At 65.3% G+C, this 17,290-nt stretch carries 13 protein-coding genes; 10 read left to right on the forward strand and 3 right to left on the reverse strand.

Features of this window, described 5'->3' with window-relative positions; genetic code table 11:
- Positions 1-50: 50 nt before the first annotated feature.
- The 10 genes from lspA (at position 51) to ACMUJL_RS13475 (ending at position 12,518) form a co-directional block, all read left to right on the forward strand.
- A complete protein-coding gene (gene lspA, locus ACMUJL_RS13430; RefSeq protein ID WP_068291131.1) occupies positions 51-521 on the forward strand; it encodes a signal peptidase II in 471 nt (156 codons plus the stop codon).
- A gap of 53 nt (positions 522-574) precedes the next feature.
- Complete coding sequence (locus tag ACMUJL_RS13435; RefSeq protein WP_416914312.1) at positions 575-1,105, forward strand: DUF3035 domain-containing protein; 531 nt, start codon at positions 575-577, stop codon at positions 1,103-1,105.
- Positions 1,106-1,241: 136 nt separating this feature from the next.
- Positions 1,242-2,534, forward strand: coding sequence for a M16 family metallopeptidase (locus ACMUJL_RS13440; RefSeq protein ID WP_375573897.1), 1,293 nt, complete (start codon positions 1,242-1,244; stop codon positions 2,532-2,534).
- Positions 2,534-3,847: a M16 family metallopeptidase gene (locus tag ACMUJL_RS13445; protein ID WP_375573521.1), complete on the forward strand. Its 1,314-nt coding sequence runs from the start codon at positions 2,534-2,536 to the stop codon at positions 3,845-3,847. The genes ACMUJL_RS13440 and ACMUJL_RS13445 overlap by 1 nt, the downstream gene beginning before the upstream one ends.
- A 124-nt stretch (positions 3,848-3,971) precedes the next feature.
- Positions 3,972-5,489 carry a 2,3-bisphosphoglycerate-independent phosphoglycerate mutase gene (gpmI, locus tag ACMUJL_RS13450; protein ID WP_375573519.1) on the forward strand — a complete coding sequence of 506 codons (1,518 nt, stop codon included), beginning with the start codon at positions 3,972-3,974 and terminating at the stop codon, positions 5,487-5,489.
- Positions 5,486-6,643, forward strand: coding sequence for a murein hydrolase activator EnvC family protein (locus tag ACMUJL_RS13455; protein WP_068291135.1), 1,158 nt, complete (start codon positions 5,486-5,488; stop codon positions 6,641-6,643). The genes gpmI and ACMUJL_RS13455 overlap by 4 nt, the downstream gene beginning before the upstream one ends.
- 2 nt (positions 6,644-6,645) lie before the next feature.
- Entirely contained in the window at positions 6,646-7,980 is a 1,335-nt protein-coding gene (locus ACMUJL_RS13460) for a S41 family peptidase (protein WP_068291139.1), read from the forward strand.
- A gap of 63 nt (positions 7,981-8,043) precedes the next feature.
- Complete coding sequence (locus ACMUJL_RS13465) at positions 8,044-8,532, forward strand: RNA pyrophosphohydrolase (RefSeq protein WP_375573515.1); 489 nt, start codon at positions 8,044-8,046, stop codon at positions 8,530-8,532.
- 82 nt (positions 8,533-8,614) lie between these two features.
- On the forward strand, positions 8,615-9,475 hold the full coding sequence (locus ACMUJL_RS13470) for a class I SAM-dependent methyltransferase (protein WP_068291143.1): 861 nt from the start codon (positions 8,615-8,617) through the stop codon (positions 9,473-9,475).
- Between the two features lie 115 nt (positions 9,476-9,590).
- Complete coding sequence (locus ACMUJL_RS13475; RefSeq protein WP_375573512.1) at positions 9,591-12,518, forward strand: error-prone DNA polymerase; 2,928 nt, start codon at positions 9,591-9,593, stop codon at positions 12,516-12,518.
- On the opposite strand, the gene ACMUJL_RS13480 is transcribed toward ACMUJL_RS13475, so the two are convergent.
- The 3 genes from ACMUJL_RS13480 to rnr all read right to left on the reverse strand — a co-directional run bounded on the left by ACMUJL_RS13480 (position 12,433) and on the right by rnr (position 17,238).
- On the reverse strand, positions 12,433-13,452 hold the full coding sequence (locus ACMUJL_RS13480) for a 4Fe-4S dicluster domain-containing protein (RefSeq protein ID WP_416914313.1): 1,020 nt from the start codon (positions 13,450-13,452) through the stop codon (positions 12,433-12,435). The two genes, ACMUJL_RS13475 and ACMUJL_RS13480, sit on opposite strands and share 86 nt — an antisense overlap.
- A gap of 112 nt (positions 13,453-13,564) precedes the next feature.
- Positions 13,565-14,857, reverse strand: a complete 1,293-nt coding sequence (locus ACMUJL_RS13485) for a lytic murein transglycosylase (RefSeq protein WP_068291148.1) — start codon at positions 14,855-14,857, stop codon at positions 13,565-13,567.
- Positions 14,858-14,985: 128 nt separating this feature from the next.
- The gene (gene rnr / locus ACMUJL_RS13490; protein ID WP_068291150.1) at positions 14,986-17,238 is read right to left on the reverse strand and encodes a ribonuclease R; all 2,253 of its coding nucleotides are present in this window, start codon (positions 17,236-17,238) and stop codon (positions 14,986-14,988) included.
- Positions 17,239-17,290 lie beyond the last annotated feature (52 nt).

A 17,290-nucleotide genomic window follows, 5' to 3' on the forward strand; every position in this document is an offset into this window, starting at 1 on the left:
AGAAGCCGCGTGCATCGCAGGGATGACACGCGGGCCGACGAGGAGAGCGCATGAGACTGATTTTCTGGGTCGCGGCCGTGATCTTTGTGGCTGATCAAGCCGTGAAATACCTTGTGGTCCATGTGATGAACCTTGCCGTGGTGGGGGCGATCGATGTGTTTCCGCCCTACCTGAACCTGCGGATGGCCTGGAACTACGGGATCAACTTCGGGCTTTTCTCGCAGGCTGCCGACAGCGCGCGATGGGTCCTGATCGTGGTGGCGCTGGTCATCTCGGGCGGGGTGCTGTGGTGGGTGCGCAAGGAACCGCCGGGGCGGCTTGGGCTGGTCGCGGCGGGCTTGCTTGTGGGGGGGGCGCTGGGCAACGTGGTGGACAGGGTCCTCTACGGTGCCGTTGCGGATTTCCTCAATATGTCGTGCTGTGGCGTGCGCAATCCCTATGCGTTCAACATCGCCGATATCTCGATCTTCGCGGGGGCGCTGGGGCTGGTTCTTTTCACCGGCGAGAAAAAGGCCCCGTGACGATCGGTGCGTGATCGGCTAATGCTGGGGGCGGAAACGTCAGGAGGGTGGCAATGCGTCTGACGCATGGGATGATCTTGGTGGCCGTTCTGGCCCTTTCGGCCTGTTCGCGACCGCAGGGGGATTTGCAGCTGCGCGATCTGCGCAACTTTGGCGCCGGGCCTGATGAATTCTCGGTTCTGCCTGCAAAGCCGCTCGAGATGCCTGCGGATCTGGCAAGCCTGCCGACGCCGACACCCGGCGAGACGAACCTGACCGATCAGAACCCCCGGGCGGATGCGGTCGCGGCGTTGGGTGGACGGCCTGCGGCGCTGGCGGCGCCGGGGATCGCGGCGTCGGATTCGGCGCTTGTGCAGCATGTGGCCCGCAATGGCGTGTCCAGCGACATACGGATGACGCTGGCCGCAGAGGATGACGCGTTCCAGCGCAACAGGTCCCGGTTCACCAAATTCCGGCTGTTTCGCGATGTCGACCGTTATCACGAGGTCTACAGCAGCGAGATGACAGATCCCTATGCCGAATTGCGGCGATTCCGGCGCCTGGGTGTCGCCACGCCCTCGGCCCCGCCGCCGGAACGGCGCTGATCCGTCACATCTGCGTCAGTCCGGGTTGCAGTCGGGCGATCACTTCCTAATCTAGGTGAAACCCAACCCCAGGAGGAATCCCGTGCTGCGTTTGTCTGCTGTTGCGTTCAGCCTTGCCATTGTGCTGTCGCATGCCATGGTCCGACCTGCCATTGCCGATGATCAGGTGACATCCTTCACATTGCAGAACGGCATGGATGTCGTGGTGGTCGAAGACCATCGTGCGCCCGTCGTCATGCATATGGTCTGGTATCGCGCGGGGTCGGCCGATGAGCCGGCGGGCGCCTCGGGGATTGCGCATTTCCTGGAACACCTGATGTTCAAGCGCACCGAAAAGATGGACTCGGGCGAGTTTTCGCGCACCGTGGCGCGCAACGGTGGCCGGGACAACGCCTTTACCAGCTATGATTACACCGCCTATTTCCAGCGCGTCGCCTCGGATCGGCTTGGCCTGATGATGCAGATGGAGGCGGACCGCATGGTCAACCTGCGTCTGGACGATTCCGAGATCGCCACCGAACGCGAGGTCATCATCGAAGAGCGCAACCAGCGGGTCGAGAACAGCCCCGCCGCCCTGTTCCGCGAACAGAAGGACGCGGTGCAATACCTCAACCATCGCTATGGCGTGCCGATCATCGGCTGGCGGCACGAGATGGTGGCGCTGGACCGCGATGATGCGCTGGCCTTCTACGAGCGCTATTACGCGCCCAATAACGCGATCCTGATCGTGGCCGGTGACGTGACCCCCGACGAGGTGCGCGCGCTGGCCGAACAGCACTATGGCGCGATCCCGGCCAACCCGGACCTGCCGGAGCGCCTGCGCCCGTCAGAGCCGCCACAAACCGCCGAGCGGCGGCTGATCTATCGCGATGCGCGCGTGGCCCAGCCCTATGTCAGCCGGTCCTATCTGGCACCAGAGCGTGACAGCGGCGCGCAGGAAACGGCCGCGGCCCTGACCGTGCTGGCCGAAGTGCTGGGATCCGGCACGACATCGGTGATGGCCGAAGCGCTTCAGTTCGACACCCCGGTCGCCACGTTCACCGGGGCTTTCTACGGCGGCACCTCGCTGGATCGGACCACCTTCGATGTGGTTGTCGTGCCCTCGGAAGGGGTGAGCCTGGAAGAGGCGGAAGCCGCGATGGACCGTGTTCTGGCTGATTTCCTGAACACGGGTGTCGACGCAGAGCAACTGGAGCGGATCAAGATGCAGATGCGTGCGGCGCAGATCTATGCCCGCGACGATGTGGAATCGATTGCCAACCGCTATGGCCGCGCCCTGACCCAGGGCCTGACGGTCGAAGATGTGCAGGCCTGGCCTGACCTGCTGCAGGCGGTCACGTCGGATGATGTTCTGGCTGCGGCACGGGTGGTGCTGGATCGCAGGCAGGCCGTGACAGGCTGGCTGATGGCCGAGGAGGTGACCCAGTGATGATGCGTTTCATTCTGCCCGTCATGCTGGTGCTGGCGGCCTTGCCCGCACGCGCCGCGATCGAGATCAAGGAAGTCGTCAGCCCCGGCGGCATCACCGCATGGCTGGTCGAGGATCATGCGATCCCCTTCACGGCGCTGGAAATCCGGTTCCGCGGCGGTGCGTCGGTCGAGGCTGCCGAAAAGCGTGGCGCGACCAACCTGATGACTGCACTTCTGGAGGAAGGTGCCGGAGATCTTGATGCACGCGCCTTTGCCCGCGCGCGTGACGGGCTTGCGGCCTCGTTCCGTTATTCCGTGTCGGACGATGCCTTGTCGGTCTCGGCGCAGTTTCTGACCGAGAACCGGGATGCCGCCATCGACCTGCTGCGCCAGTCACTGATCGCGCCGCGCTTTGATGCGGAAGCCATCGAACGGGTGCGGGGGCAGGTGCTGTCCGGTCTTCGGTCGGATGAGAAGAACCCGCAGAGCATCGCCTCGCGGCGTTTCGATGTGCTTGTCTATGGCGATCATCCCTACGGGTTCTCTCTGGATGGCACGATCGACACGGTCAGCGCCCTGACCCGCGACGATCTGGTTGCGGCCCATGCCGGTGCGCTGGCGCGTGACCGCATTCACGTCTCGGCCGTGGGCGATATCACGGCGGATCAGCTGGGCGCCCTGCTGGACAGTCTGCTCGGCGATCTACCCGCCACCGGTGCCGCCTTGCCCGGCCCCGCCGATCCCACGTTCCCCGGCGGTGTCGAGGTCGTGGATTTCCCCACGCCGCAATCCGTCGTGCTGTTCGGACAGCCCGGCATCGGGCAGGAAGATCCGGATTTCTTCGCGGCCTTCATCCTGGATCACATCCTGGGCGGCGGCGGTTTCGAAAGCCGCCTGATGACCGAAGTGCGCGAAAAGCGTGGCCTGACCTATGGCATCTATACATATCTGGCGGATCGCGAACTGGCGCAGGTCTGGGGCGGGTCGGTTGCGTCAGCCAATGACCGCGTGGCCGAAGCGGTCGAGGTGATCCGCGCGGAATGGCAGCGCATGCAGCAGGATGGTGTCAGCCAGGACGATCTGGACAACGCCAAGACCTATCTGACCGGGGCCTATCCGCTGCGGTTCGACGGGAACGGAACGATTGCCAATATCATCGTCGGCATGCAGATGCGCGGCCTGCCCATCGACTATGCCGCCACCCGCAACGACCAGGTCAATGCCGTGACGCTGGAGGATGTGAACCGTGTTGCGCGCAGCTTGCTTGATCCCGCGCGGCTGAGCTTTGTGGTCGTCGGGCAGCCGGAAGGGCTGACGGAGTCCTCGAACTGACCAGGCTTCATCCTGTTCCGCTTCCGCGATCCCGTCGCTGCATGGGGTCGCAGTCGCGCGAAAGCGGTTCACCCTCGGACCGCAAAGGGTTAAGAGGCATCGTATCAAGCAGGAGACTTGGACGATGACGACCCCGAAACCCGTTGTGCTGTGCATTCTGGACGGATGGGGCCACCGGGAAGAGCGGACGGCGAACGCCCCGGCACTGGCCAATACGCCGACATTCGACCGGATCATGGCGACCTGCCCGCACAACCTGCTGATCACGCATGGTCCTGATGTGGGGCTGCCGACAGGGCAGATGGGCAATTCCGAAGTGGGCCATACCAATATCGGCGCGGGCCGTGTCGTGGCGATGGACCTGGGCCAGATCGATCTTGCGATCGAGGATAGCAGCTTTTTCACCAATGCCGCCTTGCTGGATTTCATCGAAACGCTCAAGGCGACCGGCGGCGTCGCGCATCTTCTGGGGCTGGTGTCGGATGGCGGGGTGCATGGCCATATCAGCCATATTCTTGCGGCGACCCGGGCAATCACCGAGGCCGGGGTACCCGTGGTCCTGCATGCGGTGACCGACGGGCGCGATGTGGCGCCGAAATCCGCCTATGGCTACCTTGAAGAATTGCAGGCGGCATTGCCCGCCGGTGCGCGGATCGGCACGCTGACGGGGCGGTACTTCACCATGGACCGCGACAACCGCTGGGAGCGTGTTGCCGAAGCCCATGACGCGATGGTGCATGGCAAGGGGCTGCATGCGGCAACCGCCCATGCGGCCGTCACGGCGGGATACAACCGTTCCGAGACAGATGAATTCATCACCGCGACCGTGATCGGCGACTATGCCGGCGCGCAGGACGGCGACGGTCTGTTCTGCCTGAACTTCCGCGCCGACCGCGCCCGCGAGATCCTTGCGGCCATGGCCGAGCCGGGCTTTGCCGCCTTCGATACGGGCGTGCGCCCCGCCTGGGCGGCCTGCCTGGGAATGGTGGAATATTCCGAGGCGCATAACGCCTACATGCGCACCGTTTTCCCCGCGCGCGAGATCGTGAACACGCTGGGCGAATGGGTGGCCAAGCATGGCAAGCGTCAGTTTCGCCTGGCAGAGACCGAGAAATACCCCCATGTCACTTTCTTCCTGAACGGGGGCGAAGAGCAGCCCGAGACCGGCGAAGATCGCTACATGGCGCCCTCGCCCAAGGTGGCGACCTACGATCTGCAACCCCAGATGTCCTGCGAGGAAGTGACGGATCACTTCGTGCAGGCGATCCATGACGATTACGATCTGATCGTCGTGAACTATGCCAACCCCGACATGGTGGGGCATACCGGCGATCTGAAGGCGGCCATCGCTGCCTGCGAAGCCGTGGACCAGGGGCTTGCCCGTGTCGTTGCAGCCCTGCAAGAGGTGGGGGGCGCGATGATCGTGACCGCCGATCACGGCAATTGCGAAGTGATGGTCGATCCGGAAACCGGCGGGCCGCATACCGCGCATACGCTCAACCCGGTGCCTGTCGCCTTGATCGGGGGGGCTGCGGGGATCTCGCTGAAACACGGCAGGCTTGCCGATCTGGCGCCCACGCTGCTGCAGCTGATGAACCTGCCCAAGCCACCCGAGATGACAGGGGAAAGCCTGATCGCATGATCCGCCATCTTGCCCTTGCGCTGCTGATTTCCGCGCTGTCCTTTGGCGCAGCCCCCCTTCGGGCGCAAGCCGGCGGCGATGCCGAGGCGGCGCAGGCGGCAAGGGCGGCGGCTGAACGTCTGGATCAGGCCACGCGGCAGCTGGATGCGGCGCAATCGGCGCGCGACCGGGTGCGCGCCCTGACCGAAACCGTGGCCGCATTCGAGGACGGGCTCGAGGCGATGCGCGACGGGTTGCGCCGCGCCAGTCTGCGCGAGGCCCGCCTGACCCGCGAGCTACAGACGCGCGAGGACGAGATCGCGCAGCTTCTGGGCGTGCTGCAAAGCATGGGAAGCCGGCCCTCGCCCGTAATGCTGCTGCATCCCGAGGGGCCGATGGGCACGGCGCGGGCGGGCATGATCCTGGCCGATGTGACGCCCGCGCTGAACCTGCGCGCCGATGACCTGCGCCGCAAGCTGCAGGAGATCTCGACCCTGCGGCTGTTGCAGCAGAACGCGGTCGAGACCCTGCAGACAGGCCTCAACGGTGTGCAGGAGGCGCGCACGGCCCTGTCGCAGGCGGTGGCGGATCGCACCGATCTGCCCCGCCGCTTCACCGCCGATCCGGTGCGGACCGCCATTCTGATCGCCTCGGCCGAAACGCTGGAAGGCTTTGCCAGTGGCCTGTCGGAAATCACGACGGACGAGGATCGCAGCGACCTGCCGGACATCTCGGATCTGCGTGGGAACCTTGCCTTGCCCGTACAGGGCCAGATCCTGCGCCGCGCGGGCGAGGCCGATGCCGCAGGCATCACCCGGCCCGGTCTGTTGCTGGCGACCCGGCCGCGCGCCCTTGTGTCCGCGCCGACTGCGGCCACGATACGCTATCGCGGACCGCTTCTGGACTACGGAAACGTGATGATTCTGGAACCGCAAGCCGGCACTCTTTTCGTGCTTGCCGGATTGGATGTGGTCTATGGTGGCATCGGAGAGGTGATCCCTGCCGGCAGTCCCGTGGGGCTGATGGGTGGGCAGGATGCAGAAATTGGCGATATTCTTGCCAATTCGGGCAATGGGACTGGAACGGGGCGCTCGGAAACGCTCTATATCGAAGTCAGGCAGGATGATGCGCCGGTCGACCCGGAAGCATGGTTCGCAACGCGAGAGGAAGATTAAGCATGAACAAGTTCGTGATGGCTGCGATCGGCGGGACGATGATCGGGGTCCTGGCCACGACGCAGCTGGCAGCACCGCTTCTGGCGCAGGAGTCATCGAAAAACACCAGCGTCTACGAGCAGCTTGACCTGTTCGGCGATATTTTTGAACGGATCCGCGCGCAATACGTGGAAGAGGTGGATACGAACGAACTGATCGAGGCGGCGATCAACGGCATGCTGACATCGCTTGATCCGCATTCCAGCTACATGTCGCCCGAAGATGCCGCCGACATGCGGGTGCAGACCCGTGGTGAATTCGGCGGATTGGGGATCGAGGTCACGCAGGAAGAGGGCTTCGTCAAGGTTGTCTCGCCGATCGATGGCACCCCGGCCGATGCCGCCGGGATCGAGGCGGGCGATTTCATCACCCATGTGGATGGTCAAAGCCTGCTGGGCCTGACGCTGGATCAGGCTGTCGACATGATGCGTGGCCCCGTCGGCAGCGAGATCGTGATTACCGTTTTGCGCGAAGGCACTGCCGAACCCTTCGATGTGTCGATCATCCGCGACACGATCAAGCTGACGGCGGTCCGTACCCGCACCGAAGGGCAGGCCGTGGTGTTGCGCGTCACGACCTTCAACGACCAGACCTACAGCAATCTTGAATCCGGCCTTTCCGACGCGATCAAGGAAGCGGGCGGTATCGACGGGATCAGTGGGATCATCCTCGATCTGCGCAATAACCCCGGCGGCCTTCTGACCCAGGCAATCCGCGTCTCGGACGCCTTCCTCGAAAAGGGCGAGATCGTCTCGACCCGCGGCCGCAACCCCGAGGATGGAGAGCGTTACAACGCGACGCCGGGCGATCTGGCGCAGGGCAAGCCGGTCGTCGTTCTGATCAACGGCGGTTCTGCCTCGGCCTCGGAAATCGTGGCGGGTGCCTTGCAGGATCACCGCCGCGCCGTGGTGATCGGCACCAAGAGCTTCGGCAAGGGGTCTGTGCAGACCGTCATGCCGCTGCGTGGCGATGGCGCGATGCGTCTGACCACGGCGCGCTATTACACGCCGTCGGGCCGCTCGATCCAGGCCCTGGGCGTGTCCCCCGACATCCTCGTGGAACAGCCGCGCCGTCAGCCCGCCTCGCCCGAGGAAGAGGAAAGCGCCGCCCCCAGCCGGTCCGAGGCCGATCTGCGCGGCTCGCTGAACAATGACAGCCTGACCGAGGATCAGATCCGCCAGATCGAGGAAGATCGTGCCAAGGCAGAACTTTCGGCCAAGCTGCGCGAAGACGATTACCAGCTGGCCTATGCGCTGGATATCCTCAAGGGCCTCTCGGCGCTTGGGCCTGCGCGCTGATCAGACAAGAAGCCCCGCATCCTTCGGGCTGCGGGGCCACAGGAACGACCGGAACCGCATATCATGGCAACGACCCCCGAAGAGATCGAACGCCTGCCCTATCGCCCCTGCGTGGGCGTGATGCTGGCCAATACGCATGGCCAGGTCTTCGTGGGCCAGCGCCTGGATAACGACACCCCGGCCTGGCAGATGCCCCAGGGCGGCATCGAGCAGGACGAAGAACCGCGCGAGGCCGCCTTGCGCGAACTCTGGGAAGAAACCGGCGTGACGCCTGACCTTGTCGAGGTCCTGGCCGAAACCGCCGACTGGATTCCCTATGACCTGCCGCACGAGATCGTGCCGCGAATCTGGCAGGGTCGCTTCCGGGGGCAGCGCCAGAAATGGTTCCTGTTGCGGTTCCATGGCAGCGATGATCAGGTCGACATCCTGACCAGCCACCCCGAGTTTTCCGAATGGCGCTGGCTTGATCCTTCCGATCTTGTGGATCATATCGTGCCCTTCAAGCGCGACGTCTATGCCCGTGTTCTGGGCGAATTCGAACCCTTGATCTGATCACGCCACGGGTCCTGCGCAATCGCGCGGGCCCTGCCGAAACATGCTTCCCAGAAGGCCGGGTTTGGGCTAACTGCGACCCATGGGACAGGACAAGATCAATACGCAGGCCATCGGCCTCGATGTCGGGCTGGCGTTCACCAAATGGCTGACCGGCGCCGAGAACCTTCATTACGGGCTCTGGGACGGGCTGGATGCCAGCGCCGCCAACCTGCGTGCCGCGCAAGAGGCCTATACGGACCGTCTGTTCGCGATGCTGCCGGATCGGCCTTGCCGCATCCTTGATATCGGTGGCGGTGCCGGCGAGACCGCGAAAAAACTGCTCGCCCTTGGTCATTCCGTCGATATCGTGGTGCCCAGCCCCTTCCTGGCGGGCCGCTGCCGCGCCAATGCGCCCGCCGCACGCGTGCATGAATGCATGTTCGAGGATTTTCAGGCCGCGCCGGGCAGCTTTGACATCTGCCTGTTCTCGGAAAGCTTTCAGTATATCCCGCTGGACCAGGGCCTGCCCAAATGCCTGACCCTGCTGGCACCCGGGGGCGAGATCATCGTCGCGGATTGCTTCCGCAGCCCGGAATACACCGGCGACCGGATGCTGGCCCCGGTGGGTGGCGGGCACCGCATCGCTGCCTTCCGCGACACGCTGGCCGCCCTCCCGCTCGAGGTGATCAGCGAGGAGGACGTGACCCTGTCCGCCGCCCCCTCGGTCGAGATCGAGCAGGGCCTGTTCAACGTCTTCGGCTATGGCCTGACCCGTGTCGACCAGGACCTGGCCCGCCACAAGCCCCGCCTGCGCTGGGTGCTGCATCGGGTGATCCGCAGCCTGATCAGCGAACGCAAGCGTGCCCGGCTGGATCAGCGCCTGAACCAGCAGGTCCGCAACCGCGAGAATTTTGCCCGTTTCAACATCTACCTTCTGATGCGCCTGCGCCCGACATCCTGATCCGGCTGCCGGTTTCTTCTTGCCTCAAATATCCATCCGCGGGCCAGGTGCCGCAGGCGATACGTCTGAATTGGGACTCGAAAAAGAACAAAACGTGAATATACTCTGCCATGACATGTTTGCAGAGCTGTGCATCACCTCGAATTTTACCTTTCTCACCGGGGCCTCGCACCCCGAGGAGTACATGCAGCGTGCCGCCAGTCTGGGAATCGCGGCGATCGCCATTGCCGATGTCGATTCCGTGGCCGGGATCGTGCGCGCCCATGCCACGGCGCGTGAGATTGCGCGGCAGGTGGCCGAACGACAGGCGCATCAGGCGGCTCATGGTGTGATCGGCCCTCCCGATCCCGCGCGCGCGCCGGATGATCAGGGACCACGCTTCACCTGCCCGCGCCTGATCCCGGCTGCCACGCTGCATCTGGCTGAGGGGCTGGTGCTGACCGCACTGCCGGAAAACCGGACCGGCTGGGCGCATCTTTGCCGGTTGCTGACGCTGGGCCGCCGCCGCGCGCCCAAGGGGGGGTGCGATCTGCGCCTTGCCGATCTCGAGGGGCAGACCGGGGGGCTGCATTTCCTGCTGCACCCGCCACACAAGATCACGGCTGACGGCGGCGCGGTCGACTGGTTGCCGCTGGCGCGCGCCCTGACGCGCCGCTTGGCCAGCCAGATGCACCTGGTGATGTCTCCCCGCTATGACGGGCAGGATCGCGCGCGGTTTGACCATCTGGCAAGGGTGGCCGCCGATCTGGGCGTTCCCGTGCTGGCCTCGGCCATGCCCCTGATGCACGAGGGGCGCCGCCGCCAGATGGCCGATGTGCTGACCGCGATCCGCACCGGCACCACGGTGGACCGTCTGGGCCGCGCCGCGCTGGCCAATGGCGAACAGCGCCTGCGCGGGGAACCCGAGATGCGCCACCTTTTCGGCCCGCATGCCGATGCGGTGGACCGGGCCGGCGCGCTGGCGCAGCGCCTGGCCTTCTCGCTGGACGAATTGCGCTACGAATATCCGTCCGAGGTGACGGGCAATGAGACTGCCGCCGCGCGCTTGCGCCGCCTGGCCCTGGCCGGTCTGGACTGGCGCTATCCCGAAGGCGCGCCGGATCGTGTGCGCGGGATGCTGGAGCATGAGCTGACCCTGATCAGCAAGCTGAAGTATGAACCCTATTTCCTGACCGTGCATGACATCGTCGATTTCGCGCGCGGGCGCGGCATCCTGTGCCAGGGGCGCGGATCGGCGGCCAATTCGGTGGTCTGCTACTGCCTTGGCGTCACCTCGGTTTCCCCCGAGATCGGCACGATGGTGTTCGAGCGTTTCGTGTCCGAGGCGCGGGACGAGCCCCCCGATATCGACGTCGATTTCGAACATGAACGGCGCGAGGAGGTGATCCAGCACATCTATGACCGCTACGGCCGTCACCGTGCCGGGCTTTGCGCCACCGTGATCCATTATCGCGGCAAGCGCGCCATCCGCGAGGTGGGCGCGGCCATGGGCCTGTCGCAGGATACGGTCGCGGCCCTCAGCTCGCAGCTTTGGGGGTTCTACGGCATGTCCGGCACCGAGGAGGCCCGCCTGCGCGAGATCGGGCTGGACCCGACCGAGCCGCGCCTGGCGCGCACCATGGCCCTGATCCACGAGATCGTGGGCTTTCCCCGCCACCTCAGCCAGCATGTCGGCGGTTTCATCATCACCGAAGGCCGCCTGGACGAACTGGTGCCCATCGAGAATGCCGCGATGGAAGGGCGCACGGTGATCTGCTGGGACAAGGATGACATCGATACGCTGGGCATCCTCAAGGTCGATATCCTCAGCCTCGGCATGCTGACCTGCATCCGCAAGGCCTTCGACCTGATCGCGCAGCATCATGGGATGCGGCACCGGTTGGCGACCCTCCCGCCCGAGGATCCGCGCGTCTATGACATGCTGTGCCGCGCTGATTCCGTGGGCGTGTTCCAGGTGGAAAGCCGCGCGCAAATGAACTTCCTGCCCCGGATGAAGCCGCGCTGCTTCTACGATCTGGTGATCGAGGTGGCGATCGTGCGCCCCGGTCCGATCCAGGGCGACATGGTGCATCCCTACCTGCGCCGCCGCAATGGCGAGGAGAGGATGGAGTTTCCGTCAGACGCTTTGGGCGATGTGCTGGCCAAGACGCTGGGCGTGCCGCTGTTTCAGGAACAGGCGATGCAGATCGCCATCATCGGTGCGGGTTTCACCCCCGATGAGGCGGATCGGCTGCGCCGGTCGCTGGCCACTTTCAAGAAGCATGGCAATGTGTCGGAATTCCGTACGCGGTTTCTGCGCGGCATGGCGCGCAACGGCTATGACATGGACTTCGCCGAACGCTGCTTCAGCCAGATCGAAGGTTTCGGCAGCTACGGCTTTCCCGAAAGCCATGCCGCCAGTTTCGCGCTTCTGGTCTATGCCTCGGCCTGGCTCAAGTACCACCATCCCGGCATCTTCGCCTGTGCACTTCTGAACGCGCAGCCCATGGGCTTTTATGCGCCTGCGCAGATCATCCGTGATGCGCGTGAACATGGTGTGCAGGTGCGCCCGGTCTGCGTGAACAACAGCTATTGGGACAACGTGATGGAACCCGACGGTCTGGGCGGGCTGGCCCTGCGTCTGGGCTTCCGCCAGATCAAGGGCCTGCGCGAGGATGATGCCGCATGGCTTTGTGCCGCGCGCGGCAATGGCTATCTGTCGGTCGCCGATGTCTGGCGCCGGGCGGGGCTGGCGCCAGCGGTGGTGGCCCGCCTGGCCGAGGCTGATGCCTTCGCCGGGCTGGGGCTGACCCGCCGTCAGGCGCTGTGGGAGGCCAAGGCCCTGACCGCCGATGCCCCCCTGCCGCTGTTCGCGCTGGACATGGACGGCGAAGGCATCGTGGAACCTGCCGCGCATCTGCCGCAGATGACCCTGGGCGAGGAGGTGGTCGAGGATTACGTCGCCATGCGCCTGTCGCTCAGGGCGCATCCGCTTGCGTTGTTGCGTCCGCTGCTGACCCCTGCACCCGCGCCGCGCGGCGGGCCAGCTTTGCCGCCAGGTTAAGGCCCACACCCGGCCGCGACCAGGGGCAGACGGCGATGCAGATCGCGCAACCGTTGGTCTGGTTGAAGAAGGGCAGGCAGCGGTCGAAATCCACGTACCATTTGCGCGCGGCGCGCACGGTCTGCTTTTCGGACGCGATGGCCATGGGGGGGCAGGCATCCTCGCAGATGCGGCAACTGGCGCAGAAATCGTCGATGCCATGGCTTTCCGGCGGGGTCGGGGCAAAGGGCGCGTTGGTCAGCACTGCCGACAGCCGGAAGGACGATCCCATTTCGGCGTCGATGATCGACCCGTGCTTGCCCAGTTCGCCGAAGCCGCAGGCCAGCGCGGGCGGGATCAGCAACAGCTTGCCCGCCATCGGCCCCGTCACCGGCTCTGCCGCCCATCCCTGCTGACGCAGCCAGCTTGCCACTGCCTTGGCCGCCCCCGCTGCGCGTCCATATTGGCGGATCACCTCGCCGCCTGCCACGGCTTCGGGGGCGGTGCTGATCGCGTCGAAATCATGCTGCACGCCAAGCACGATCACCCGTGATTGCGCAATGCTCTGGCCCTCATAGACCCAGGCCTGGTCCATCACGGCCACGCCGGTTTTCTCGCAGATACCTTCCACGACGAACCGCGTCAGGGCCGCGGTCCATTCCTCGGGCGGGCGCTCTACCGGCGGGCCTGCCAGATCAGCCAACGGCGCGTTCAGGATTACCTGCCGCTCGGCCCGCGCCGCCGCGATGGGGGCGGCATCCGGATCGACGGTATAGAACCAGCGCTGCATCGCCCCATGGGGAATGTCGTCAGGGTTCGGCGCCCAATAGACGACACGGGCAGGCCGCGCCGCTGTCTCGCCCAGCCCGTTGATCGCATTGCCCGACACAGAGGGCGCCAGCGCCATCTGGACGGGATCGGGTGTGAAGGGGCGATGTGGGTTCTGGCGTGGCATGACACCAAGCTACACCGGCACCCGCACCACCGTGCAAGGGGTTTCGCGCCTGTTTCCTCACCGTTCCGACAATACGCAAGACCCAACCGCCGCCACCATGGGCGAGGGGCGATCAGCGCTTCAGCAAGGCCAGCACGTCCTGGCTGGGAAAGCCGTCAGGTTGCACGCCGATCGATCGCTGGAAGGCGCGGATCGCCTCGGTCGTGTTGGGGCCGATGATTCCGTCGATCTTCTCGATCCCGAAACCGCGCGCCTGCAACCGCTGCTGCATCTCCATCCGTTCGTCGAAGGACAAGGGCGCATAGCCCCGCGGCCAGGGTGTCCGGATCTCGGGTCCGCCCTTGATCCGGTCCGACAGATGGCCCACCCCGATCACATAGGCATCCGCCTTGTTGTATCGCTCGATCACCGCGAAATTGTCGAAGATCATGAAGGCCGCGCCCGCCGTGCCGGCCGGCAGCAGGATCGAGGCTGCGCCATGGTTGGGCACCGCGCGACCGTTCATGTCGGTCACACCCATCGCCGCCCAGTCAGACGGCGCGCGCTTGATGTCACGCTTGGCCAGCCCTGCGTTGAACCCGGCGGGAAGGCGCACTTCGACGCCCCATGGCTGCCCCTTGGTCCAGCCGAACCGCTTGAGGTATGCAGCCGTCGAGGCCAGCGCGTCGGTGGGATCATCCGACCAGATGTCGCGCTTGCCATCGCCGGTGAAATCCACCGCATAGGCCAGATAGGATGTCGGGATGAACTGGGTATGGCCCATCGCGCCGGCCCAGCTGCCGGTCATGCTGCGCGGGTCCACATCGCCCGCCTGGATGATCTGAAGCGCCGCGATCAACTGCGCCTCGAAGAAGGCGCCGCGCCGCCCGTCATGGGCCAGTGTCGCCAGCGACTGGATCACATCCATCGTGCCGCGCCGTTCGCCATAGGCGCTTTCCAGCCCCCAGACGGCGGTGACAACCTCTTTCTCGACGCCGAAACGATCCTCGATCGCCTGCAGGGTACGGCGGTGCTTTTGCAGCGCGGCCTGACCATTTTCGACCCGTACGGGTGAAGCGGCACTGTCCAGGTAGTCCCAGATCTGGCGGGTGAATTCGGCCTGGTTGCGGTCCCGCTCGATCACGGCGGGGTCATAACCGATGCCCGTAAAGGCGCGCTGCACCACATCCGGGCGGATCCCCTGCGCCTGCGCGCGGCTGCGGAACCCCGCGGCCCAGCGTTCGAAGCCTGCCCGCGTCTCGGCCGAGACGGCAGGCGCCAGTGTCGCCGGGGCCGAGGCCCTTTGCACCGTCGACAGGGCCGATGGCCGCGCCTCGGGACGCAGTGACCGTTCAACCGGTCCCGCGCATGCGGCATTGGTCATCAGGATCACCGCTGACAGTGGAATCAGGAATGTCTTGCTCATGTGCCCGGCCTCGCTTGTGCTTGGTCATTTTGGGCAATGGTAGCGCAAGCGCGGTGTTTGCAAAAGCGTTCTGTCGTGGCGCGCGCGGGTGCCGCAGGGTTCCGCCTATGGGGCCGCGCGTCGCGCGCCTAGCGGCGGCGATCCGCCTTGCGTTTCAGTTTGGCGGCCTTGTGCTTGGCGCGCCCCAGCGCGCGTTTCGGCGGCTTGCCGCGCGATCCGGGCGGGCCCTTGGGCATGTCGCGGCCCTCGATGCTGATCAGTTCCAGCGCGATGCCACCGGTGACGGGGGCCGCTTCGGTCAGCTTGACCCGCACGCGCTGACCCAGCCCGATGGTCAGGCCGGTCTGCGATCCCATCAGCGTGCCCTTGTCGCGGTCGAAGTGGAAATACTCGGTGCCCAGCGACCGGATCGGGATCAACCCGTCGGCGCCGGTTTCATCCAGCTTCACGAAGGCCCCAAACTTGGCGATGCCGCTGATCCGCCCGGTGAATTCTGCACCCAGTCGGTCCGACAGGAAAGCTGCCAGATAGCGGTCGTTGGTGTCGCGTTCCGCCATCATCGAGCGGCGCTCGGTCTCGCTGATATGCTGGGCGGTCGCCTCAAGACGGTCGATTTCCTGATGGCTCAGCCCGTCATCGCCCCATTTGTGCGCCGAGATCAGTGCCCGGTGCACCACCAGGTCCGAATAGCGCCGGATCGGCGAGGTGAAATGCGCATAGGCCTGCAAGGCCAGACCGAAATGGCCGAAGTTCGAGGGGCTGTAATAGGCCTGGGTCATGGCGCGCAGGGTCGAGATGTTGATCAGCTCGTCGTGGTCCGTGCCTTCGGCCTGCGCCAGGAGCGCGTTCAGATGCGCGGTCTTCAGAACTTGGCCCTTGGCCAGCACCAGACCGGCTGCCTCTGCCGTATCGCGCAGCGCCTCAAGCTTTTCGGGGCTGGGTTCCTCGTGCACCCGGAACAGCAGCGGCGAGCGGCGGGCGATCAGGGTTTCGGCGGCGGCGACATTGGCCAGCACCATGAATTCCTCGATCAGGCGATGCGCGTCCAGGCGTTCGGCGAAGTTGACAGAGGTCACCTTGCCCTCGTCCGACAGGATCACCTTGCGTTCGGGCAGGTCCAGGTCCAGCGGTTGGCGGCGCGCGCGCGCTTTCACCAGCGCGTCATAGGCGGCGTAAAGTGGGTTGATGACCAGGTCCATCAGGGGGGCACATTTGTCGTTCGGCGCACCGTCACGGGCTTCCTGCACCTCGCGGTAATTCAGTGACGCGACAGAGCGCATCAGCCCACGCACGAAACGATGGCCGATCTTCTGCCCCTCGGCGTCCACCTGCATGCGCAGCGCGATGCAGGCGCGCGGCACACCTTCGTGCAACGAGCACAGATCGCCCGACAGCCGGTCCGGCAGCATCGGCACCACGCGGTCCGGGAAATAGCTGGAATTGCCGCGCTTGCGCGCCTCGATGTCCAGTGCCGATCCGGGAAGCACGTAATGCGCCACGTCGGCGATGGCGACCCAGATCACATGACCGCCGGCATTGGCGGGATCGTCGTCGGCATGGGCCCAGCAGGCATCGTCATGGTCGCGCGCATCCCAGGGATCGATGGTGATCAGGGGCATGTCGCGCATGTCCTCGCGGCCCGACAGGCCCGCGGGCTTCATGCTGTCCGCCTCGGCCATTACCTCGTCGGGGAAATCGTCGGGGATGCCATGCTGGTGAATGGCGATCAGGGATACTGCCTTGGGCGCCGATGGATCGCCCAGCCGGTTGATGATCCGTGCGCGCGGCAGGCCCATCCGGGCCTTGGGTCCGGCCTGTTCCGCCTCGACCAGTTCACCATCCTTCGCGCCGCCGGTGGCGCCTTCGGGCACTTGCCATTCCTTGCCGTCACCCTTGTCGATGGGCAGGATGCGACCGCCCTCGGATGTCTTGCGGAACACGCCCAGAACGCGGGCCGGGTTGGTGCCGATGCGGCGGATCAGCCGGCCTTCGTAATGATGGGTCTGACCGCGTACTTCGGTCAGACGGGCGAGGATGCGGTCGCCTTCGCCGAGCGCCGGGTCGGTGGCGCGCGCGATCATCAGGATGCGCGGCTCGGGGCCTTCGCCAGTCCATTCCAGCGGGCGGGCGGTCATGTCGCCTTCGGCATTGGGCGGGCCGACCTGCACGATGCTGACGGGCGGAAGGCGATCCGGGTCGCGATATGTTTTCTTGCGCTTCTCAAGGTGACCCTCATCCTCAAGTTCCTTGAGGATACGCTTCAGATCGATCCGCGCCGCACCCTTGATCCCGAAGGCCTTGGCGATATCGCGTTTCGCGGTGAGGGTCGGATGATCCGCGATCCAGTTCAGGATCTCGGTCTTTGTGGGAAGCTGGCTCATGCGCTCCGGTTATCACAGGTGCAGGGTGCCGTCATGGGGGAATCGGTGCCCA

The sequence above is a fragment of the Seohaeicola sp. genome, from assembly GCF_048006315.1.
Lineage (GTDB): Bacteria > Pseudomonadota > Alphaproteobacteria > Rhodobacterales > Rhodobacteraceae > Seohaeicola.